General features: G+C 64.6%; 34 protein-coding genes and 1 pseudogene. 28 read left to right on the forward strand and 7 right to left on the reverse strand.

Annotation, left to right across the window (positions count from 1 at the left end; genetic code table 11):
- The first annotated feature begins 28 nt into the window (after positions 1-28).
- On the forward strand, positions 29-433 hold the full coding sequence (locus TSA1_RS25140; RefSeq protein WP_100181325.1) for a Rieske (2Fe-2S) protein: 405 nt from the start codon (positions 29-31) through the stop codon (positions 431-433).
- 11 nt (positions 434-444) lie between these two features.
- On the opposite strand, the gene TSA1_RS25145 is transcribed toward TSA1_RS25140, so the two are convergent.
- A complete protein-coding gene (locus TSA1_RS25145; RefSeq protein ID WP_100178674.1) occupies positions 445-1,035 on the reverse strand; it encodes a hypothetical protein in 591 nt (196 codons plus the stop codon).
- Between the two features lie 334 nt (positions 1,036-1,369).
- Between TSA1_RS25145 and TSA1_RS25150 the strand changes: the two genes are divergently transcribed.
- From TSA1_RS25150 to TSA1_RS25240, 20 genes and pseudogenes are all read left to right on the forward strand, one after another.
- On the forward strand, positions 1,370-1,690 hold the full coding sequence (locus TSA1_RS25150) for an iron-sulfur cluster assembly accessory protein (protein ID WP_100178675.1): 321 nt from the start codon (positions 1,370-1,372) through the stop codon (positions 1,688-1,690).
- Positions 1,691-1,731: 41 nt separating this feature from the next.
- A complete protein-coding gene (locus TSA1_RS25155) occupies positions 1,732-2,025 on the forward strand; it encodes a NifU family protein (RefSeq protein WP_100178676.1) in 294 nt (97 codons plus the stop codon).
- A gap of 28 nt (positions 2,026-2,053) precedes the next feature.
- Positions 2,054-3,250, forward strand: coding sequence for a cysteine desulfurase NifS (gene nifS / locus TSA1_RS25160; RefSeq protein ID WP_100178677.1), 1,197 nt, complete (start codon positions 2,054-2,056; stop codon positions 3,248-3,250).
- Positions 3,247-3,468 carry a putative nitrogen fixation protein NifT gene (gene nifT, locus TSA1_RS25165; RefSeq protein WP_100178678.1) on the forward strand — a complete coding sequence of 74 codons (222 nt, stop codon included), beginning with the start codon at positions 3,247-3,249 and terminating at the stop codon, positions 3,466-3,468. The genes nifS and nifT overlap by 4 nt, the downstream gene beginning before the upstream one ends.
- Positions 3,468-4,334 carry an SIR2 family NAD-dependent protein deacylase gene (locus TSA1_RS25170; protein WP_100178679.1) on the forward strand — a complete coding sequence of 289 codons (867 nt, stop codon included), beginning with the start codon at positions 3,468-3,470 and terminating at the stop codon, positions 4,332-4,334. The genes nifT and TSA1_RS25170 overlap by 1 nt, the downstream gene beginning before the upstream one ends.
- A 287-nt stretch (positions 4,335-4,621) precedes the next feature.
- On the forward strand, positions 4,622-6,181 hold the full coding sequence (gene nifB / locus TSA1_RS25175) for a nitrogenase cofactor biosynthesis protein NifB (protein ID WP_100178680.1): 1,560 nt from the start codon (positions 4,622-4,624) through the stop codon (positions 6,179-6,181).
- Between the two features lie 12 nt (positions 6,182-6,193).
- Positions 6,194-6,418 carry a 4Fe-4S binding protein gene (locus TSA1_RS25180; protein ID WP_100178681.1) on the forward strand — a complete coding sequence of 75 codons (225 nt, stop codon included), beginning with the start codon at positions 6,194-6,196 and terminating at the stop codon, positions 6,416-6,418.
- Between the two features lie 12 nt (positions 6,419-6,430).
- Positions 6,431-6,739 carry a HesB/IscA family protein gene (locus TSA1_RS25185; protein WP_100178682.1) on the forward strand — a complete coding sequence of 103 codons (309 nt, stop codon included), beginning with the start codon at positions 6,431-6,433 and terminating at the stop codon, positions 6,737-6,739.
- Positions 6,740-6,752: 13 nt separating this feature from the next.
- On the forward strand, positions 6,753-7,283 hold the full coding sequence (locus TSA1_RS25190) for a tetratricopeptide repeat protein (protein ID WP_100181327.1): 531 nt from the start codon (positions 6,753-6,755) through the stop codon (positions 7,281-7,283).
- The gene (locus TSA1_RS25195) at positions 7,276-8,049 is read left to right on the forward strand and encodes a 4Fe4S-binding leucine-rich repeat protein (RefSeq protein ID WP_100181326.1); all 774 of its coding nucleotides are present in this window, start codon (positions 7,276-7,278) and stop codon (positions 8,047-8,049) included. The genes TSA1_RS25190 and TSA1_RS25195 overlap by 8 nt, the downstream gene beginning before the upstream one ends.
- Positions 8,046-8,363: a nitrogen fixation protein NifZ gene (locus TSA1_RS25200; protein ID WP_100178683.1), complete on the forward strand. Its 318-nt coding sequence runs from the start codon at positions 8,046-8,048 to the stop codon at positions 8,361-8,363. The genes TSA1_RS25195 and TSA1_RS25200 overlap by 4 nt, the downstream gene beginning before the upstream one ends.
- On the forward strand, positions 8,363-8,602 hold the full coding sequence (locus tag TSA1_RS25205) for a nitrogen fixation protein NifZ (protein ID WP_100181328.1): 240 nt from the start codon (positions 8,363-8,365) through the stop codon (positions 8,600-8,602). Before TSA1_RS25200 ends, TSA1_RS25205 begins: the two co-directional genes overlap by 1 nt.
- Before the next feature lie 10 nt (positions 8,603-8,612).
- Positions 8,613-8,972 carry a DUF3024 domain-containing protein gene (locus TSA1_RS25210; protein ID WP_100178684.1) on the forward strand — a complete coding sequence of 120 codons (360 nt, stop codon included), beginning with the start codon at positions 8,613-8,615 and terminating at the stop codon, positions 8,970-8,972.
- Between the two features lie 10 nt (positions 8,973-8,982).
- The gene (locus TSA1_RS25215; RefSeq protein WP_100178685.1) at positions 8,983-9,252 is read left to right on the forward strand and encodes a DUF6129 family protein; all 270 of its coding nucleotides are present in this window, start codon (positions 8,983-8,985) and stop codon (positions 9,250-9,252) included.
- Positions 9,249-10,457, forward strand: a complete 1,209-nt coding sequence (locus TSA1_RS25220) for a DegT/DnrJ/EryC1/StrS family aminotransferase (RefSeq protein WP_100178686.1) — start codon at positions 9,249-9,251, stop codon at positions 10,455-10,457. Before TSA1_RS25215 ends, TSA1_RS25220 begins: the two co-directional genes overlap by 4 nt.
- A gap of 34 nt (positions 10,458-10,491) precedes the next feature.
- Entirely contained in the window at positions 10,492-10,800 is a 309-nt protein-coding gene (locus TSA1_RS25225) for a 2Fe-2S iron-sulfur cluster-binding protein (RefSeq protein ID WP_100181329.1), read from the forward strand.
- A 16-nt stretch (positions 10,801-10,816) separates the two neighbouring features.
- Positions 10,817-11,014, forward strand: a pseudogene (locus tag TSA1_RS25230) (hypothetical protein); the annotation flags it as partial.
- A 45-nt stretch (positions 11,015-11,059) separates the two neighbouring features.
- Positions 11,060-11,509, forward strand: coding sequence for a Rieske (2Fe-2S) protein (locus TSA1_RS25235; RefSeq protein ID WP_100181330.1), 450 nt, complete (start codon positions 11,060-11,062; stop codon positions 11,507-11,509).
- 15 nt (positions 11,510-11,524) lie between these two features.
- Positions 11,525-11,692: a hypothetical protein gene (locus TSA1_RS39850; protein ID WP_174719064.1), complete on the forward strand. Its 168-nt coding sequence runs from the start codon at positions 11,525-11,527 to the stop codon at positions 11,690-11,692.
- A gap of 22 nt (positions 11,693-11,714) precedes the next feature.
- Positions 11,715-12,143, forward strand: a complete 429-nt coding sequence (locus TSA1_RS25240; RefSeq protein ID WP_100178687.1) for a group II truncated hemoglobin — start codon at positions 11,715-11,717, stop codon at positions 12,141-12,143.
- A 12-nt stretch (positions 12,144-12,155) separates the two neighbouring features.
- On the opposite strand, the gene TSA1_RS25245 is transcribed toward TSA1_RS25240, so the two are convergent.
- From TSA1_RS25245 to TSA1_RS25260, 4 genes are read right to left on the reverse strand one after another with little or no spacing between them, the layout of a single operon-like run.
- A complete protein-coding gene (locus TSA1_RS25245) occupies positions 12,156-12,401 on the reverse strand; it encodes a hypothetical protein (protein ID WP_100178688.1) in 246 nt (81 codons plus the stop codon).
- Between the two features lie 14 nt (positions 12,402-12,415).
- Positions 12,416-13,183 carry a dienelactone hydrolase family protein gene (locus TSA1_RS25250; protein ID WP_100178689.1) on the reverse strand — a complete coding sequence of 256 codons (768 nt, stop codon included), beginning with the start codon at positions 13,181-13,183 and terminating at the stop codon, positions 12,416-12,418.
- A gap of 35 nt (positions 13,184-13,218) precedes the next feature.
- On the reverse strand, positions 13,219-13,548 hold the full coding sequence (locus TSA1_RS25255) for a DUF59 domain-containing protein (RefSeq protein WP_100178690.1): 330 nt from the start codon (positions 13,546-13,548) through the stop codon (positions 13,219-13,221).
- 7 nt (positions 13,549-13,555) lie between these two features.
- Positions 13,556-14,035, reverse strand: a complete 480-nt coding sequence (locus tag TSA1_RS25260) for a hypothetical protein (RefSeq protein WP_100178691.1) — start codon at positions 14,033-14,035, stop codon at positions 13,556-13,558.
- Positions 14,036-14,391: 356 nt separating this feature from the next.
- Between TSA1_RS25260 and TSA1_RS25265 the strand changes: the two genes are divergently transcribed.
- Genes TSA1_RS25265 through TSA1_RS25275 form a run of 3 tightly spaced genes read left to right on the forward strand, consistent with a single transcriptional unit; the run spans position 14,392 to position 15,329 of the window.
- Entirely contained in the window at positions 14,392-14,625 is a 234-nt protein-coding gene (locus TSA1_RS25265) for a BolA family protein (protein ID WP_100178692.1), read from the forward strand.
- An 18-nt stretch (positions 14,626-14,643) separates the two neighbouring features.
- A complete protein-coding gene (gene grxD / locus TSA1_RS25270) occupies positions 14,644-14,979 on the forward strand; it encodes a Grx4 family monothiol glutaredoxin (protein ID WP_100178693.1) in 336 nt (111 codons plus the stop codon).
- The gene (locus tag TSA1_RS25275; protein ID WP_100178694.1) at positions 14,976-15,329 is read left to right on the forward strand and encodes a (2Fe-2S) ferredoxin domain-containing protein; all 354 of its coding nucleotides are present in this window, start codon (positions 14,976-14,978) and stop codon (positions 15,327-15,329) included. Before grxD ends, TSA1_RS25275 begins: the two co-directional genes overlap by 4 nt.
- Positions 15,330-15,515: 186 nt before the next feature.
- On the opposite strand, the gene TSA1_RS25280 is transcribed toward TSA1_RS25275, so the two are convergent.
- Together TSA1_RS25280 and TSA1_RS25285 are read right to left on the reverse strand one after the other, a co-directional pair.
- Positions 15,516-15,926: an ArsC/Spx/MgsR family protein gene (locus tag TSA1_RS25280; protein ID WP_100178695.1), complete on the reverse strand. Its 411-nt coding sequence runs from the start codon at positions 15,924-15,926 to the stop codon at positions 15,516-15,518.
- Positions 15,927-15,936: 10 nt separating this feature from the next.
- Positions 15,937-16,371 carry a response regulator gene (locus TSA1_RS25285; protein ID WP_100178696.1) on the reverse strand — a complete coding sequence of 145 codons (435 nt, stop codon included), beginning with the start codon at positions 16,369-16,371 and terminating at the stop codon, positions 15,937-15,939.
- 392 nt (positions 16,372-16,763) lie between these two features.
- Between TSA1_RS25285 and nifH the strand changes: the two genes are divergently transcribed.
- From nifH to nifV, 4 genes are all read left to right on the forward strand, one after another.
- Positions 16,764-17,654 carry a nitrogenase iron protein gene (gene nifH / locus TSA1_RS25290; RefSeq protein ID WP_100181331.1) on the forward strand — a complete coding sequence of 297 codons (891 nt, stop codon included), beginning with the start codon at positions 16,764-16,766 and terminating at the stop codon, positions 17,652-17,654.
- 76 nt (positions 17,655-17,730) lie between these two features.
- Positions 17,731-18,447, forward strand: coding sequence for a nitrogen fixation protein NifQ (locus tag TSA1_RS25295; RefSeq protein WP_100178697.1), 717 nt, complete (start codon positions 17,731-17,733; stop codon positions 18,445-18,447).
- Positions 18,448-18,449: 2 nt separating this feature from the next.
- Positions 18,450-18,935, forward strand: coding sequence for a Fur family transcriptional regulator Irr (irr, locus tag TSA1_RS25300; RefSeq protein WP_100181332.1), 486 nt, complete (start codon positions 18,450-18,452; stop codon positions 18,933-18,935).
- Between the two features lie 144 nt (positions 18,936-19,079).
- Positions 19,080-20,261 (forward strand): homocitrate synthase, encoded by a 1,182-nt coding sequence (gene nifV / locus TSA1_RS25305; protein WP_100178698.1) that lies wholly within the window; start codon positions 19,080-19,082, stop codon positions 20,259-20,261.
- Position 20,262 lies beyond the last annotated feature (1 nt).

The raw sequence follows: 20,262 nt of genomic DNA on the forward strand, positions 1-20,262 counted from the left end.
CAAGCCGTCGACCGCATTCGAGGACAGCATGGACCACAATACCGCCTACGCGATCTGCGCCCTCAACGACATTCCGAGCCAGCGGGCGATCGGCTTTCATCTCATGATCGTCGGTGACGACGGCGCGCCGCGGCCCTGGCCGATCGTGATCGTGCGCTGGGGCAAGCAGGTGTTCGGCTATCTCAACCGATGCCCACATGGCGGCGTGAATCTCGACTGGGAGCGCAACCAGTTCCTGGATGGCAATGGCACCAGGCTCTTGTGCGGCAAGCACGGCGCCACCTTCGAGCTCGGCACCGGCCATTGCGTGGACGGGCCATGCAAGGGCGAAAGCCTGACGCCGATTGCGCTTGCCGTGCTCGACGGCGACATCTGCGTCACCGGTGTGAGGCTGGTGGAGGAGGATGACGAAGCGGCCCGCGAGGAGGCCTGACGCGGGCTGCGTCAAACCGGGCGATTCTCGTTGCGATTCTTCACCGGCTCCATCCTGGCAAGTCCCTCCTCATAGGAAATCTCGGTGTAGGATGCGTCGAGATCCTTGGCGGCATCGAGCAGATAGTCGAGCTTGCCGGCGGTATCGAGCTTCTTGATGTCGTTCTTGTCGACGCCGGCGAGGTCCATCATCTCCTTCCAGACCGTCGATTCATCGCACGGCAGCACACGGAACTCGATGTCGCCGATCTTGGTGCGATATTTCGCCAGGAAGTCGACGTTGTTGCAGAACATGAAATAGCTGCCCTTCGGGCTGAGCGCGCCGTCGAGCACCTTGGCGACGTCGGCCAGATAGGCAAAGGAATGCAAGTAACCGGCGAGCACCGGAATGGTCTGCTCGCCCTCCTGCGTCACGGTAAGCACCTGTTCGAGCGAATAGTCCGGCGGACGCTTCTCGTCGGCGACCTGGGCCTGGAATTTCAGCGCGATGTCGCCGCGAAAGCCGAAGCGTCCTGGCTTGGTAGTATCGCCTTTCAGCACCGCGTTCAGGAGCCGGCCCTCCTTGTCCAGGCGGCCAAGGGCGGTGTTGTCGATCGACGTCATGAAATCTCTCCTCGTCTCATCTGCCGCGCGGCTGTCGGCCGGCGCGAAGGTTTCGATGGTCCTTATGCAAGGAGTTTGCCGACCGCACGTGCATGCGCCGAGAGTGTGAATGCGGCGGGAATCCGCGCCGCTCGGTGTGGTCGCGGCGTGCTGTCTGGTATCACGTTGCCGTTCCGCTTGTCCCGGCTCGCCACGACCGCCTGTCGCAAACCCGACAAGCGTCGCAAAGGCAACAGGTGTACGCCGGGCGAAAACGCAGCGGTTTCAGACATATGCGCTCTGGCACGGGACTTGCGATCCTCATTGCAACAGACCCAGACAGCGAGGGCGAGCGATGATCAACCTGACGGACAGCGCGGTGAATGCAGTGAAGACGGCAATTTCCTCCGGGGCGCAGCCGGCGAGCGGCTTGCGCATCATGGTCGAGACCGGCGGCTGCGCCGGTTTCAAATACATGATGGGCCTCGCCGAAGAGGCCAAGCCAGACGACACCGTGATCGAGCGCGGCGGCGTGAAGGTGTTCGTCGACAATGCGAGTCACGAGCATCTCAACGGCACCACGATCGACTTCGTCGTCGCACTGGAGGGGTCTGGCTTCACCTTCGACAATCCCAATGCGAAGTCGAGCTGCTCCTGTGGCAAGTCGTTCAGCTGAGCTGCGTCCGTCGATCCGATCCGTTACAGAGAGAATTTGAAATGCTCGTCGAATCCGAACACCTGAAACAGTCGCCGGCCGCCGAACCCTCGGGCCGCGAGCAGATCGTCCGCGCGGTGCTCGATGAGGTTCGACCCAATCTCAAGCGCGACGGTGGCGATTGCGAGCTGCTCGAGATCGACGGCAACAAGATCATGGTCAGGCTCACCGGCGCCTGCGTGTTCTGCAAGCTCGCCAGCGCGACGCTGGAGGGCATCCAGGCGCGCCTGATCGAACGACTCGGCGAGTTCGTTCGCCTGATTCCCGTTGCCGGAGCGGCCAAGCCCCGTCACTGAGCAGGCGCGACAGCGAGAGAGGGATTCCGTGCGGCCGATCTACCTCGACAACAACGCAACGACCCGCACGGATCCTTCCGTCGTTGCGGCGATGCTGCCGTTCTTCGCCGAGCAGTTCGGCAATGCGTCCTCAGCCCATGCGTTTGGAAGCGACGTCGCCCAGGCGGTGCGAGCGGCGCGGCGCAGCGTCCAGGGCCTGATCGGCGCCGCGTTCGATCACGAGATCGTCTTCACCTCGGGCGGTACGGAATCCGACAACGCCGCGATCCAGTCGGCGCTCGCCGTGCAGAACGGGCGCGACGAGATCGTCACCACCGCGGTGGAGCATCCGGCGGTGCTGTCACTGATCGAGGATCTCGCCTGCCGCGGCATCAGGAGCCATCTCATTCCCGTCGACAGGCGCGGCCGCCTCGACATCGAGGCCTACAGGCGCGCGCTCGGTCCGCGCACTGCGATCGCCTCCGTGATGTGGGCCAACAACGAAACCGGCACGATCTTCCCGGTCGAGTTCCTGGCCAAGATGGCCCGTTCAGCCGGCGCGCTGTTTCACACCGACGCCGTGCAGGCGGCCGGACGGGTTCCGATCGATTTGAGCGCCGCGGAGATCGACATGCTCTCGCTCTCCGGCCATAAGCTGCACGGTCCGAAGGGGATCGGCGCGCTCTATGTGCGCAAGGGAACGAAATTCAAGCCGTTGATCCTCGGTGGTCCGCAGGAGCGCCGCCGTCGCGCCGGCACCGAGAATGTTCCCGGCATCGTGGGCTTCGGCAAGGCGGCCGAGCTCGCCACGAGCCAGCTCGAGCAGGAGCGGGCCGCGGTCTCCGTGCTGCGAAACCGGATGGAGCAGGGCATTCTGCAGCTCGGCCACTGCATGGTGCTGGGCGACGTCAAGAGCCGGCTGCCGAATACGTCCAACATCGCATTCGAGCATCTCGAAGGCGAGGCGATCATTCATCATCTGAACCGCGCCGGCATTGCCGCCTCGCTGGGGTCGGCCTGCGCTTCTGGCTCGATGGAGCCCTCGCACGTGCTGCGCGCGATGCATGTGCCGCCGCAGGCGCTGCGCGGCGCGATCCGTTTCTCCCTGTCCCGCGAGACCACGGCCGACGAAGTCGACCGAGTCCTGCAGGTGCTGCCGGAGATCCTGTCCAAACTGAGAGCATTGTCTCCTTCGTGGCAAGAGCGCGCGAGCGACACCTCTCGTCCAGCGGAGATGAGTCTATGAAAGTCATGATTCGCCGTTCCCCGGAGACCGGCCTGTCGATCTACGTGCCGAAAAAGGATCTCGAGGAGCCGATCGTGGAATCTGAGCACGAGACCCTGTGGGGCGGCTGGATCAAGATCGCCAATGGTTGGGTGCTCGACCTGCCGCAGATGGCCGCCGATACCAATCTGCCGATCACCATCAACGCCAAGAAGCGCGGCGGCGAGGGAGACGAGTGATGAACGCGCCGGTCCCGCAGATCGACTTCGCCAACCCCGCCGACGCGGAGGCCGTCCTTCGCGACGTCGTCGCGCGGCTGCGCGGCGGCACTGTCATTCCCTATCTCGGACCCGGCGTAGCCGAGCTCGCCGCCCCAACGGCGCCGATGAATCCGGAAGCGCTGGCGGCTTTCTTCGGCACCAAGGTGGCATTGCCGCGCCGCGCCCACGGCAATGCCTGGGCCTCCGCGCAGCACATCGAGAGCACCAGGCACCGCGCCACCGTGACCGCATTGATGGCGGACGCCTTTGCCAGCCCGGTCGCGCCGACGGCGCTGCATCGCCACCTCGGCGCCCTGGCGCTGCCGCTGGTCGTCGACAGCTGGTATGATGGCGCGATGCGGAGCGCGCTCGCCGGGCGCGGCGACTGGGGCGAGATCCAGGGCATCACTCGCGCCGGAATCGGCGAGGACCGCTGGTACCGGTTCTACGATGCCAGCGGCCAGGAGGTCGATCGCGCGCAAGCCAAAGGCTGGACCACGATCCTCTACAAGCCCCATGGCAGCGTCGCGCCGGCGAAGAATTTTCTGATCTCCGACGCCGACTATGTCGAAGTCTTGACCGAGATCGACATCCAGACGCCGATCCCGGAAGAGGTGAAGGTGCGGCGCACCGGCCGGAGCTTTCTGTTTCTCGGCTGCCGCTTCAACGACCAACTGCTGCGCACCTATGCGCGACAGGTCTCGAAGCGTTCGAGCGACACCCACTACGCCGTCGTCGAGCCCGACGCGCTGTCGAAGAACGAACTGCGCTTCCTGGTCAGCCAGGGCCTGACTCCGCTTGCGATCCCGCTCGCGCGCGCAGTGGAGATCGTGCTGGCGGGTTGATCCTCTCGACTTGTCGATCTGACGATCTCCGCGCGAACGATCTTCGCGCGGAGATCGCGCGTGCATCGATGCATCCTGTCGACGATGTCGCGTCTGTCACCTTTCCAACACGCGTTGGCAATCCGACACTGTTCCGTGAGTCCGCTAACTCATTGAAGCGAACGAAGAAAGTCGCGGACGCGACGATGGCATGTGGGTTGCTAATACCTTTCTAGAACGACTCTTAGGACGCTTCTCGAAATCCGAGCCCCGCAAAATCTGTTCGGCTTGCAAGGAGAATTGAGCACATGGACGTTTCAGCGCAACACGACGCGAGCAGCAGCAATGTCGCCGATGTCGGCGAAATCATGCAGGCCATCGCCGAGCACAAGGGCTGCGGTACCACCGGCGGCAGCGGCAAGGCGAGCTGCGGATCGTCGGCGGGGCAGGGCGACCTCCCGACCGAGATCTGGGAGAAGGTGAAGAACCATCCGTGCTACAGCGAGGAGGCGCACCACCACTACGCCCGCATGCATGTCGCGGTCGCGCCGGCCTGCAACATCCAGTGCAACTACTGCAATCGCAAATACGACTGCGCCAATGAATCGCGCCCCGGCGTGGTCAGCGAGAAGCTGACGCCCGAGCAGGCCGCCAAGAAGGTGCTCGCGGTCGCCTCCACCATTCCGCAGATGACCGTGCTCGGCATCGCCGGTCCCGGCGATCCGCTGGCCAATCCGGACAAGACCTTCAAGACCTTCGAGCTGATCTACAATACGGCGCCCGACATCAAGCTGTGCCTGTCGACCAACGGCCTCATGCTGCCCGATCACGTCGACACCATCGCGAAGTACAATGTCGACCACGTCACCATCACCATCAACATGGTCGATCCGGAGATCGGCGCGAAGATCTATCCCTGGATCTTCTACAAGCACAAGCGCTACACCGGCTACGAGGCCGCCAAGATCCTGACCGACCGGCAGCTCCAGGGTCTGGAGATGCTCACCGAGCGCGGCATCCTCTGCAAGATCAACTCGGTGATGATCCCGGGGATCAACGACCAGCACCTGGTCGAGGTCAACAAGGCGGTGAAGTCGCGGGGCGCCTTCCTGCACAACATCATGCCGCTGATTTCCGCGCCCGAGCACGGCACCGTGTTCGGCCTGAACGGGCAACGTGGCCCCAGCGCACAGGAGCTGAAGGCGCTTCAGGACTCCTGCGAAGGCGAGATGAACATGATGCGGCATTGCCGCCAGTGCCGCGCCGACGCCGTCGGTCTGCTTGGCGAAGACCGCAGCGCCGAGTTCACCACCGAGAAGATCATGGCGATGGAGGTCAAGTACGACGCCGACACCCGTAAGGCCTATCAGGCCAAGGTCGAGGAGGAGCGTGTCGCCAAGGTCACGGCCAAGCAGGAGGAGCTTGCCGAGCTCGCCGGTGCTTCAAGCGACATCAAGGTGCTGGTGGCGGTCGCGACGAAGGGTTCCGGCCTGATCAACGAGCATTTCGGTCACGCCAAGGAATTCCAAGTCTACGAGCTCTCCACGGCAGGCGCGAAATTCGTCGGTCATCGCCGCGTCGACCTCTACTGCCAGGGTGGCTACGGAGAAGAAGACAGTCTCGAGACGATCATCCGTGCCATCAACGATTGCCACGCGGTGTTCGTCGCCAAGATCGGCGGCTGCCCGAAGGGCGACCTGATCAAGGCGGGTATCGAGCCGGTCGATCAATACGCCCATGAGTTCATCGAGAAGTCGGCGATCTCCTGGTTCAAGGCTTATCTCGACAAGGTCAACGGCGGCGAGATCGCGCACGTGGAGCGCGGCGATGCCGCCATCCGCCAGGGCGCGCTGATCTCGGCGGCTTGAGGAGAGAGTTCGATGCCGTTCAAGATCATCGCCTCGCAGTGCACCAGCTGCTCGGCCTGCGAGCCGGAATGCCCGAACGTCGCCATCCGTGAGAAGGGCGGGACGTTCGTGATCGATCCCAAGAAATGCACCGAATGCATCGGCCATTTCGACGAGCCCCAATGCGTGGCGGTGTGTCCGGTCGACAATACTTGCGTCATCGACACGTCATTGCCGCGCTACCAGGCACCGGTCTGAGGGAGGAAAGAGATGAATTTCACGATCACACCGGCGGCGCAGAAATTCATGCGCATGATGCTCCGCGTTGACGGCGGCTCGGGCAGCGGCTTCCGTCTTGCCGTCAGTCCCGGCGGCTGCTCGGGCCTTGCCGCCGACATACACGTGCTCGCCGAGCCCAGGGCCGGCGATGCCGTGGTCGAGCGCGACGGCGTCAAGCTGTTCCTGCCGGCTGAAAGCCGGCTGCTGCTTGACGGCGTGACCATCGACTTCGCGGATACGCCGACCCAGACCGGGCTCGTGTTCCGCGATCCGAAGCAGGTTTCGTGCAGCCACCATTGAGCAGACGCAAATGATGCCCGACAATTTCGTCAGCCCGCAAGTCGAGATCAACGAGGCGCTCGTCACCAGCGCCTTGCTCGGCCGCGGCCTGCCGAGCGAGGCCGAGCGTCATTTGTGGGAGGCCGGTCTGTCCTATCACCTGGACGACATCGCGGAGCATCATTTGCGTGAAGCCGAGGCACTCGCGCCCGGCCACGCCGCGGTGCTGATCGGCCTCTATCGATTCTATTTCTACAAGGGACGTCTCGCCGAGGCGCTCGATGTTGCCCGGCGTTGTCTGCTCAAGGCGGCGCAGGAGAACGGCCTTCCGGCCGATTGGCGCTGCGTTCGGGCGGACGACGCCGAGTTTGGCGGCTATGAAGACATCCTCGCGCGCTTCTTCCTGTTCTCACTGAAGGGCTACGCTTACTTGCAGATGCGCCTGGGGCAGACGGAAGAGGGGCGGATCGCGGTGCAGAAGCTGCTCGATCTCGATCCCACCGACAAGATCGGTGCCAAGGTCCTCCTGGGCGTGCTCGACCGGATGGGGCAGGATGATGAGTGACGACATCGATGAAGCCCTCGACTGGCAGGGCAACCAGGTCGATTGCGCCGGATGCGCGCATCTGGCGCTGAACGGCACCGGCGGCTGCCGGATTCGGCACGCCTGCGTCAACGATCGCTATGCCCGCCGGATCGACCGGTTCTTCAACTGGAATCCCGGTCTGGCCGACGGCTATCTCGGCCATCCTCATTTCGAGGTCCGCGCGATCGCGGCAAAATCCGCCAATCTGTTCCTGCTGCCGCCGCTGCTCGACGACGCCGACGAGACCGTGCGCTGGAACGTGGTTCGTCGCCTGCCCAAGCGCTACGCCCTGCAATTGCGCAAGGATCCGCATCGCGAGGTGAGGATGAGGGTTGCGACGCTGATCGAGGGCGACGAGTTGCTGCCGATGGCTGGCGACCAGGACTATTACGTGCGCCTGGTCGTCGCGCGCAGGCTGTCGCCGCTGCTGCTAAGCCGGATGATCAATGACGAGGAGGCGGAGGTCCGCCGCGTCGTCGCCCGGCGTGTTCCGGACGAATGGCTGCTCGGCATGATCAATGACCGCGACGCGGCTGTGCGGCTCGAGGTCGCGCAGCGCCTGTCGCCCGAGCGTCTGGCGCTCATGCGCCGTGATCCGGACTGGCGCATCCGCTACGAGGTCGCGAGCCGCGCCCCGACCGGCGAGCTAACGGCGCTCGTCGAGGATCAGGACAGCCTGGTGCGCGAGGTCGCGCGATCGCGCATCGCCGTGCGGCTCGAACGAGGAACGGGGATATCCGCATGAGCAACATCGTCCGCGACAGCGACGTCGTCGAACTGACGGCACCGCCCTTCTTCAGCTTCGGCGAGAAGGTGCGGGCCAAGCGCACTATCCGCAATGACGGCACCTATGCCGGCAAGGAGATCGGCGATATCCTCGCCAAGAAGGGCGAGATTGGCTACGTGGTCTCGATCGGCACCTTCCTGCAGCAATTCTACATCTATGGCGTCGAATTCCTCGAAAGCGGCAACCGCGTCGGGATGAAGCGCAAGGAGCTCGACCCCGTCACCCCACGCGACGCGGTCGAGGACATTCCGCTGCCGGAGGCTGCATCATGATGATCGAGCCCAAACTGCCGAAGTACCAATGGGGCCAGCGCGTGAAGGCCGCGGTGGACCTGCACAACGACGGCTCGTTTCCCGACGCGCCGGCCGAGGGCCTGCTCGTCGGCGTCGGCCACACCGGGGAGATCGTGCAGGTTGGCCGGCATACCGACGCCAATCTGCCGATCTATCTCGTCGAGTTCGGCGAGCGGCTGGTGGTCGGCTGCCTCGAAGAAGAAATCAGTCCGCTGTAGAGATACCACGATGAATGCCGCGGTCCTCAGACGAATCGATGCCGCCATGCCGGTACATCCGAACGAGCTTGATTGCAGGCGAATCGGGCGCGCGTTGAGAGCGCGGCAGCGCTATCGCTATGTTTCGCCGAACGTCGAGGGTGTCGCTGGCGGCTATTTGATCCAGAGCCCCTGCTGCTCGCGGAACATCGATGCCGAAGGCGGCGTGATCGAAATCGCGTTGCTGCACTACGATGGCGCGAGCGCAACCTGGCATCTGCTCCGCAAGGATCACGAACGGGGCGTCTGGATGCTGCACTCGACACACCAGCGGCTCACCTCGGTGACGGATGTGCTGAACGCCGATCCCGAACGCGTATTCTGGCAGTAGGGGGAGCAGGATGGCTCTGGCAATGCACGAACTGACCGAGATCGAGCGGACGCTCGCCGCGCCGGACGTGGCACCACAGGTGTTCTCGACCCTTCGTCAGAGATTTCCTCACCTCGCCTGGATCCGCTGCGACGCTTCCGACGTGACGGAGACGCCGTACTGCAGCCTCGGGGCGTTCGACCTGCATCTGCTCGACAGCGCCGATCACTGCGCCCAGATCACCGACGATCCGGCGCGCGCGACCGGCATCGTGCTGGCAAAGCGGGCGGTCAAGCCATGACCGAACCGGCTCTCGTCTATGACGACGTGGCGGAGGCCGCCGAGGCACCGGTCGACGCCGGCCATGACTTCATTCCGCTGTCCGACCCCGACGTCACCCTGGCCGAGATCGGGGCGGTGGATGCCGTGCTGCGTTCGCCGCGGCTCTCCAATGGTCCGCTTTCCGGAGCGTTCGAGGAGGCCTTCGCCGCCTATGTCGGCCGCGCCTATGCGGTCGCGGTACCGAGCGGCACGATCGGCCTGCTGCTCGCCCTGAAGGCCTACGGCATCGGCGCCGGCGACGAGGTCATCGCCTCGGCCTACTCGTTCCGGGAAGCCGCACATGCGATCAGCCTTGCCGGCGCACGGCCGGTGTTTGCCGATATCGACTATTGGTCCGGCAATTTGGCGCCGGCGAAAGTGGAGGAGCGCATCACGCCGGGCACGCGGGCCATTCTCGCGGCCAATACCAATGGCCACCCGGCGCCCTGGTCGGAGCTCCGCGACATCGCGACCCGGAATGGTCTCGTCCTGCTGGAGGATTCCACCGAGGCGATCGGTTCGCGCTACAAGGACAGGCTGGTCGGCAGCTTCGGCGACGTCGCCGTGTTCGATTTCGCGCAGCCGTCGCTGCTGACCTGCGGCGAGGGCGGCATGGTCGTGACCGACGACATCGACCTTGCCGTGACGCTGCGGCGTCACCGTTCGCACCGGCTGAGCGAGCGCTCTTCGGTCGTGGTCGGTTCGGCCGCGCCCTATCAGGCCGGACTCAGCGATCTCGCGGCTGCGCTCGGGCTGGCCCAGCTCGAGCGCATCGACGAGATCATCGAGCGCCGCCGGCTGGTCGAGCAGCTCTATGCAACGCATGTGCAGTCCTTCGAGGGCATCAAGCCGCCTTATGTCGCGCCCGATGTGACCGAGGTGAACTGGTTCCTCTATCTCGTGCATCTCGGCACCCGCTTCACCCGCTCGAGCCGGGATGCCATCGCCGAGGATCTCCGGGTCGAGCAGGTCGAGGCCGCCGCCTACAGCCATCCGCTGCACCTGCAACGGCACTATTTCGATCTCGGCTACCGGCGCGGCGATCTGCTGGTGACCGAGAAGATCGCCGATCGCGCCATCGCGCTTCCGTTTCATACCCATCTCACGGACAGCCAGATCGAATTCATCGTCGAGACCATGAAAGACGCCTCGATCAATGTGGGCGCCGGCGCGGCGATCTACTGAACCACCGACACGCACAACAAGGAGGATGAAGACCATGACCACACTGACCGTGATGCCCGAAGGCAAGATCATCGAGGTTGCCGAAGGCACAACGCTGCTCGCCGCGCTGCTCGGCGCCGAGATCGCGATACCTCACAAATGTGAGGGCCAGGCCAAATGCGGCTCGTGCCACATCTTCGTGCAGGAGGGGCGCAAGGGCCTGTCGAAGATCGCAAAGCTCGAGAACGAGAAGCTCGATTCGATCGTTGGCGTCGGCTCGAAGTCGCGGCTCGCCTGCCAGGCCACCGTGCTCGGCACCGAGGACGTCAAGATCGAGCTGCTCGGCTTCTCGTCGGGCCTGTGAGCGCGGGAGAGGGACGATGGACACGCAGAACGTCATTCTCCACGCGCGGTTTGCGCCGAACGGCACCGTGGTCGAGATCAGCGAGCGGCCCGACGGCCTCACGCCGCAGGCCTGGTTCAACTTTCTCAGCGACAAGGCCGGCGACGTCTACCAGACGCTCGCGGGCGGGCGGGGCGTGTTCCGGTTGACGCGCGAGGAGCTGACGGCGCTGAAGCAGGGGCCGCGCCGGTCGCGGCCTGACCAGCCGGAGGAGCGCGTCATGGGGTCGGAAGAGATCGACGTATTCGTCATCTGTGCGAGCGACGAGATCGAGCGCGGCGGCGCGAAGGCATTCAGCCTGTCGCGCCTTGATGCATCCGGCGAGAGCCGTCCGTTCCCGATCGTCGTGATCCGGAGCCACGACAACGCCTATGTCGGCTATGTCAACGCCTGCCCGCATGACGGGGTCTGGCTCAATATCGGCAGTGGCGACTTCTTCACGCAGGATCGCGCGTTCCTGAAATGCGGCCGTCACGGCGCCACGTTCGAGATCGACAGCGGGCTCTGCATCGGCGGGCCCTGCAGCGGCAAGAATCTGGAGCCGATCGCGCTGGCCGTGGTCGACGGCGAAGTTTGCCTATGCGGCGAGCGGCTGGTCGAGGACGACCGCCCGTTCAGCGCCTTCGACGACCATGACGAGACCATGGAGATCATGATCCATCCGGATTAGCGGGGGGAAGCGAGTGTGACCGTTGCGCAGCTGCTCGATCGACTGAAGGAACTGCCGGAGGACGCTGTGGTGCTGATGGAAAGCGGCGACGGACTTTCGCGCGTGTCGGGGTTGGAATTTGTCGCCGATCAAGGCCCCGGGGCGCCGGCGGAAGTTATCCTGTCGCCGAGCATGGACGAGTAGGCGCATAGCGGAAGGGATCGGCATGAGCGATACCGTGGTCACTGTTTCGATGTTCGAGCGGATCGGCGGGCCTGTGGTGATCGACCGCCTTGTGGAGAGCTTTTATCGCCGGATGGACGAGGCTCCCGACGCGATCGGCATTCGCGCCATGCATGCGGACGACCTCACATCGACCAAGCAGGTATTGAAGCGCTATCTCACCGAATGGACCGGCGGTCCCAAGCTATATTCGCCGGAGAAGGGTCATCCTCGGCTCCGCCAGCGCCACATCGGTTTTCCGATCGGCAGCGCTGAGCGCGATGCGTGGCTGCTGTGCATGCGCGGTGCGCTGGCGGAGACTGTGGTCGACGAAGCGGCGCGGGAAGACCTCGATGCCGCGCTCACCAGGCTTGCCGACTGGATGCGCAACCAGGCCGGCAATCCGCACGATGCGCGCGGCGGGCACGGCTGAAGGGGCGTAGCGTCAGTCCGACAGCGGCAAGCCGAAGAACTCCTCCTCGGCGCCGCCCCACGCTTTGTGCAGGGCGAGGCCGCTCCGCCACTTGCCCATCTCGGTTTCGTTCGCCGCGCGATGCGTGATCTTCCCCTCGGGCCGCTCGGCCAGCAGGAATTCCTTGCCGTTGCGGAGGAAGCGGTTGAGGTCCTTGGTGTCGGTCGGCCGCACCACGCAGCGCGGCGCGTCGTCGATGAGGATGGTGGTCGGCAGCATCTGGCGCGGCTCCCTCAATCCATCGGAGGTCCGAGATCGTCGTCGTCCTTCTTCTTTTTCTTTTTCTCGGTCTTGGCCTGGGCATAGGCGCCGGCATTCTTCAACGGGATCGGCTGCTGTCCTTCGACATATTGCGAGATCCAGAACAGGGTCCGCTCCAGCGCCTTCTCCGCCGCCTTCGTGCGGAAATTGCCGCGCTCGTTGCAGCTGAACCCCTGGGCGGCGTCGGGATAGGTAAAGGCGCTGACGTCGGGACGCCAGGCGCGGAATTGCGTGATGGCCTCCAGCGGCAGCTCGGGATCGCTCGCACCGAAATGCAGCAGCGTCGGAACCTTGCGCTTTTCGCGATAGTCCGCGACGGTCCCGCTGCCGTCATATCCGATCACGCAGGCGATGCCGTTGATCTTGTTGGCCGCGCTGTAGGCGAGGTCGCCGCCCCAGCAATAGCCGACGACCGCGACCTTGCCGGCGTTCTTCACCGCGTCGACGGTCGTCTGGATGTCCGAGATCGCCTGCTCGTTGCCGATCTGCGCGCTGATGGCGGCGCCCTCGGCCTTGCCGCCCTGATCGTGAGCAAGACTGACTCCCGGCCTGACCCGGTCGAACAGGGACGGTGCGATCGCGACATAGCCCTTGGCCGCGAAGGCATCGGCCACCTTGCGGATCTCCGGCGTGACGCCGAAGATGTCCTGGAGGACGACGACGGCGCCCTTGGGTGTATCTGCGGGCTCGGCACGATAGGCGGAGAAACTCGCTCCGTCGCTGGCGGTCAGTTCGATCATTGCATCCTCTCCTCTCCGATGGTCTCCGGTTGTTCCTAGAGCAGGCCGAGCTCGAGCTTGACGTCGTCGGTCATCCGCGACGAATCCCATGGCGGATCGAACACCAGCTGCACCGCAACCTTTTCGACACCGCCGACTTCGCTCACCGCCTTCTCCACCCAGGACAGCATCTCGCCGGCGACCGGACAGCCCGGCGCGGTCAGCGTCATGTCGATGTCGACCAGGCCGCCGTCTTTCGGTTCGACCCGGTAGATCAGGCCGAGGTCGTAGATGTTCACGGGGATTTCGGGATCGTGAACCGTCCGCAGCGCGGCGATGATGCCGGCGATCAGCGTATCGGTGTCGGCAAGCGCTATGGTCGTCATCGCTACCTCACTGGAGCCCTTCGGCGAGCGCCGCGACGACCGGCCAGCCCACCGCACCGGTGGGGTCGAGCCGGCGCAGGGCCGCGAGCATCTCGCGCGCCTGTATCTGTTCGTCCTTGCGCAGATGGATGAAGGCGAGCGCCTTCAAGGTGTAGAGCGCGAAGCGGCCGGCACCCTCGGGCAGTTCGGCTTGCGGCTGCCAGCTCCGCCAATCGCGGCTCCAGCCGGCCTGGTACGCGGCCTCGCGCAATCCGCGCTCGGCGATGCTCTGGGCCTCGTCGAGGCGGCCGCGATAGGTGTGGGTCTTGTAGAGGCAGAAATAGACCGCGAGCTCCGTCGGCGCGGCCTCCAGCGCCTGGCGGAAGATGCGGTCGGCTTCGAGCGGGTCGCGCCGATAGCTGATGACGCCCTGCTGCAGCAGCGAGTCGATCTCGGGTGCGAGCTCACCGAAATTGATGCCGTCGGAATCGACGAGGACGGCCGTCATACGCCACTCTCCGTCGTCGGGATGCGGCACCGAACGTCGAGGCCGCCGGAATCTGTATGGGACAATCTGAGTTCCTCGTCTTGCGTATCGGAATACGGGCGCATCCCTACGAAGCAAAAGCCGGGCCGGACGAGAAACGCTGCGAAAGTGCTTCGATTCGAGGCGTCGCGAGCCGTCGTCGTCGCGTCCGGGGCGAGGCCATCGGGGTTCGTCACGTCATCGACATGGACACGCGCGGCGTTGTCGGAAGTCGGACATGTTGCCGGCGACGAGGTGTGCAAGTCCCTCGGAAAACACGGGTTCCGAAACTGGTTTGGCGCTTGCATGGAGGTGTTCGCAGAGCAGGAGTGTGCGACATGGCGATGGCGGGACCGGACATCGAGCAATTGATCAGGGAAGCGTTCCCGGACGCCCATGTGATCGTGACCGACCTCGCTGGCGACGGTGATCATTACGGTGCGCGCGTCGTCTCGCAGGCATTTGCCGGCAAGAGCCGGATCCAGCAGCACCAGATGGTTTACGCCGCCTTGAAGGGACAAATGGGCGAGGCGCTGCATGCGCTCGCGCTCGAAACGGCGGTGCCGAAGTGAACAAGGAAGGACGAAGGCATGAGTGAACCGACCGAACAACGGATCAAGGACATCATCGCGGGCAGCGACGTCGTGCTGTTCATGAAGGGCGTTCCGGCCGCGCCGCAATGCGGCTTTTCCGGCACCGTCGTGCAGATCCTGAATGGCCTCGGCGTGCCCTTCACCGGCATCAACGTGCTCGCCGATCCCGAGATCCGCGACGGCATCAAGTCGTTCTCGAACTGGCCGACCATTCCGCAGCTCTACGTTAAGGGCGAGTTCGTCGGCGGCTGCGACATCGTGCGCGAGATGTTCAAGCTGGGCGAGCTGGCCGCGGTGCTGAACGACAAGGGCGTTGCGGTGGCGGCATCATGAGCGACGGCATGACCGAGGAGTTCGAGCTGCCACAGCTCTATCGCCATCACGTCTTCGCCTGCCACACCCAGCGCCCGCCGGGCCACCCGCGCGGCAGCTGCGGCGTGGCCGGCGGCGGCCCGTTGTGGGAGCGGCTCGGCAAGGTGATCGAGACGAAAGGGCTCACCGACATCGGTTTCACCGCATCCGGCTGTCTCGGCTTCTGCGGAGCGGGTCCGTTGATGGTCGTCTATCCCGATGGTGTCTGGTACCGGCCGACCACGCCGGAGGACATCGACGAGATCGTCGAGGAGCACCTGAAGCAGGGCCGCCGCGTCGATCGCCTGGTCATGGTGCTGGCACGGAGCTGAATGATGCATTCTTCCTTCTCCCCTTGTGGGAGAAGGTGGCGCGAAGCGCCGGATGAGGGGTTCTCTCCGCGCGCACAACCGTATTAGGCGTTCGTGGAGACAACCCCTCACCCGACTCGCCACGACGCGGCAAGCCACCCTCTCCCACGAGGGGCCCACAAGGGGAGAGGGAAAGATCGCGTGACACTATGCCTCCGCGCAACGCGGCATCGCCTCCGGCCGCGTGCAGCCCTGAAGGTCGCCACGCTCTCCGCCGAGCAATGACGGAACCGGCTCGCGGTCGAATCCGGCGCATCTTGCGCCATCGGTTTCGATCAACGGACGCCGGATCAGCAGGGGATCGTCGAGCATCAATGCGATCGCGTCTGCCGTGTCGATCTCCGCCGGCTTCACTTCGCCGGACTTGATGCGCGGCGCGGCCGGGTTGAACCAGGACGCGATGGGTGTCGCACCGAAGAAGGCGCGCAGTCGCGCTGCAGTCCAGGGCTCGGCCAGCAAGCTCTTCGCGACCACCTGATGACCGGCGGCTTCCAGCGCGCGGATCTGCCGGGCGTTGGTTCCGCAGCCCGGCTTCTGGTAGAACAGCACGGTTGCCACGCCTGCGCTCCTATTTCATCATGCTGAGCTGGACCAGCGGTGCGGCACCGCCGCGGCCGAGGATGGTGTCGACCTTCTTGCGCACGCCTTCCAGCGTCAGCGGTTTCACCACCGCGCCGGCGGCGCCCGCCTTCATGGCCTCGACAGCGGTGGTCTCGTCGGACTTGTCGGTGACGACGAGAACGCGCACGCCAGGAAATTGCGCGCCGAGCTCGCCGATCAAAGCCGGGCCGCGGGCCTTCAGGAACGAGACGCCGAGCAGAACGACGTCGGGCTTCAGCCAGTCCACGCCCTTTTCATAAGCCTCCTCCGGCGTCGCGAGCTCGTGGGTCTCGATCTCGTCATGCAGCATGAACTGCAGCGCCGCGCGGGTGATCTCATCCTCGTCGACCACGAACACGCGCCGCTGGTCGACGGCCTTGGCTGTCTCGACACCGATCTGCATCTGTCCTTCTCCTCACATCGCTTCGACATGGGAGTTAGCAATTTCCGTTCCGCATCCGCGCCGCCGATATCGCGGTGCATTTGCACCGCCATCGCCGAGATTCTTGTCCGGTTTCTGACAGTGGCCGTACCTCTGTAGGGTTCGACACAGCTTCTGTCGACCGCTCGCATCGAAATATTTCGCGAGCGTGATCAGCGCCTTAGAGCGCTCGCAGCGAATGGCACGCCAGTTGCTATTTGGATGCAGCAACAACGAGTGAGGGCTGAGAGCACGCCGACGCCGCTGGCGAGCGATGTTCTCCTTCCCGAACCCCGCGGGCCCACGCTTCTGAGAGAGAAGCAATCTCGCGCGAGAAGCGCGGAGTCATTGGCAATCGGTTGATGGAGAGCAACATGTCTTCACTGAGACAAATCGCGTTTTACGGCAAGGGTGGTATCGGAAAATCGACGACGTCGCAGAATACGCTTGCGGCGCTTGCCGAGATGGGTCACAGGATCCTGATCGTCGGCTGCGATCCCAAGGCGGACTCGACCCGCCTGATCCTGCACGCCAAGGCGCAGGACACCATTCTCAGCCTCGCGGCCAACGCCGGCAGCGTCGAGGACCTGGAGATCGAGGACGTCATGAAGGTCGGCTACAGGGACATCCGCTGCGTCGAGTCCGGCGGTCCGGAGCCGGGCGTCGGCTGCGCTGGCCGTGGCGTCATCACCTCGATCAACTTCCTGGAAGAGAATGGCGCCTATGAGGACATCGACTACGTGTCCTACGACGTGCTCGGCGACGTCGTTTGCGGCGGCTTCGCGATGCCGATCCGCGAGAACAAGGCGCAGGAAATCTACATCGTGATGTCCGGAGAGATGATGGCGATGTACGCCGCCAACAACATCTCCAAGGGTATTCTGAAATACGCCAATTCCGGCGGCGTCCGGCTCGGTGGCCTCGTCTGCAACGAGCGCCAGACCGACAAGGAGCTGGAGCTGGCAGAGGCGCTGGCCAAGAAGCTCGGCACCCAGCTGATCTATTTCGTGCCGCGCGACAACATCGTGCAGCACGCGGAGCTGCGCCGCATGACCGTGCTGGAATATGCCCCCGAATCGCAGCAGGCCGACCACTACCGCAAGCTCGCGGCCAAGATCCACAACAACGGCGGCAAGGGCATCATCCCGACTCCGATCACGATGGACGAGCTCGAGGACATGCTGATGGAGCACGGCATCATGAAAGCGGTTGACGAAAGCCAGATCGGCAAGTCCGCCGCCGAGCTCGCCGCGATGTCGGCCTGACCATCCTGCCGGCCTCCCGTATCGGGGAGGCCGGCACATGTCGAGGACCCCTGCGGCATAACCGGCGGAACGTTTCGTGATTGCGGTGCAAGCGAGGACGATCGAAGCGACGGCGCAACTCCCGGCGGGGTCCGACAACGATGGGCCGCATGTGGGAATAGAGTTCTACCGCCTGCTAACCGGCTGCGATCCGGCTGAAGCCGACATCGGCGCCGACGATGATTTCGACCGTCATGTGCTGGCTTCGATCCTGGCCGCTGCAGTGATGGACGGCGGATCGATCGCGGAGCGCGCCGGCCTTTCGGAACAGGAATTCAACAATCTGCTCGCCCGCCATTTTCCGTTGGCTACGGTCCGTGCCTTCGCCTGGATGCCGAGGCCGGTCTCCGAGATCGACGACGAGACGATGATGGTGCGCGATCTCTTGCGCGCGCAGCGCTCGACCGACGGCGAGGTCGGCCATTGGCTGGCGGCGATGGTGGCGCGGCGCGCGATGGAGCCGAACCATCTCTGGGAAGATCTCGGCTTGCGCGAGCGGCCGGAGCTGTCGCGCCTGTTGATGCGCCATTTTGCGCCGCTGGCGAGCCGCAACACGAAGAACATGCGCTGGAAACGCTTCTTCTACCGCATGCTCTGCGAGGACGACGGCTTCGTGATGTGCACGACGCCGGTCTGCACGCAATGCAACGATTTCGAGCTCTGCTTCGGCGAGGAGAGCGGCGAGAGCCGCATGGCCGAGCGTCGCCGGGAATTTTTGCGCGGCGCCAGCGATCATGTCGACGGCGTAAGGTGATCATGGACGCGTATCCGGAACTATCCGTCATCGATGCATTGGGTTTGGAGCCGCCCGCGCAACGCGAACTCCGTCACGGCGAATGCTCGGCGTTCCACCGCCTGCGTGATGCAGGCCTGCGCCCGACGCGCCAGCGTGTGCTGCTGGCGGAACTGCTGTTTGGCCGGGGGCATCGTCATGTGACCGCGGAGACGCTGTTTGCCGAGTCGGTCGAGGCGAACATCCAGCTTTCGCTGGCAACCGTCTACAACACGCTCAACCAGTTCACCCAAGCCGGACTGCTGCGCCGCATCGGCCCGGATGGCTCGCGCTCGTTCTTCGATACCAACACGACGGTTCATCCGCATTTCTACCTTCACGGCGAGGACACGCTGATCGACGTCCCCGAGACGCTTCTCCTCCAGCAGATGCCCGAGCCTTTGCCGGGTCACGAGATCTCGCGGCTCGACATCATCATCCATATTCGCCGCAAGTCTGCCGACATCTGACACGTCGCCTGTCCGACGCTGTCGCATTTGCGACAAAGCTCGCGCGGCCGATAAGTCGATGGATTTCAAGTGCTTGGCGGTCGATCTGCTGATGGCACGAGGGTTGCTGAATTCCTGATCGGAATGAATGATTGGAGTGCGCGGATGGTGTTTTCCGACCCGACGAAGCGGCTGGATGGCGGTCGGCCCCGACACGTCGTCCTGAACGACACCACGCTGCGTGACGGCGAGCAGGCGCCGGGCGTCGCCTTCACCACCGCGGAGAAGGTCTCGATCGCGCGCGCATTGGCCTCGGCCGGCGTCACGGAGATCGAAGCCGGAACGCCTGCCATGGGCCACGACGAAGTGAGCGCGATCCGCGCCATCGTCGAGGCCGGCCTGTCGGCGACCGCAATCGGCTGGTGCCGGATGCGGACATCGGATGTCGATGCGGCCATCGAAGCCGGCGTCTCCATGGTGAATGTTTCGATCCCGGCCTCCGACGTGCAGATTGCCGCCAAGCTTGGCGGCGGCCGGCCGGCAGCGCTGGAGCAGGTCAGGCGGGTGGTCGGTTATGCCCGCGACAAAGGCCTCGACGTAGCCGTCGGCGGCGAGGATTCCTCCCGCGCCGATGTCGGCTTCCTGGCCGAGTTGATTGCAGTCGCAAAGGCCACGGGCGCGCGACGCTTCCGTATCGCCGACACGCTGAGCGTGCTCGACCCCGATGCCGCCTTCGCCTTGCTGGCGGCACTTCGCGCCACCACGGATCTCGAGCTCGAGTTCCACGGTCACGACGATCTCGGCCTTGCGACCGCCAATACGCTGGCCGCGATCAAGGCGGGCGCCACGCACGCTTCCGTCACCGTGATCGGTCTTGGCGAGCGGGCCGGCAATGCTCCGCTGGAGGAGGTCGCGGTCGCGCTCAAGCAACTCTATGGCTGCGATACCGGCGTGGTGCTGTCCGAACTGGAGAAGGTAGCATCCGTGGTTGCTGCTGCGGCCGCGCGCGCCATCCCGCTCAACAAGGCGATCGTGGGCGAGCATGTCTTTACCCACGAGTCCGGCATTCACGTCGATGGCCTCTTGAAGGATCAGCGCACCTATCAGGCGCTGGATCCGCGGCTGCTCGGCCGCTCCAACCGCATCGTGATCGGCAAGCATTCGGGCCTCGCGGCGATTACCGCGCTGCTCGCCGAGCTACAGCTGTCCGTCAATGCGGAAGAGGCAAGGACTGTGCTCGCCCGCGTTCGCCAGCACGCCGTCGAGCACAAGGGCGCCGTCGGCCGGGAGACGGTGACGGCGATCTGGCGCGAGGTGCGCGAGCGTTCTCTCCTCAATTGCGCGTGAG

Source organism: Bradyrhizobium nitroreducens (genome assembly GCF_002776695.1).
GTDB lineage: Bacteria > Pseudomonadota > Alphaproteobacteria > Rhizobiales > Xanthobacteraceae > Bradyrhizobium > Bradyrhizobium nitroreducens.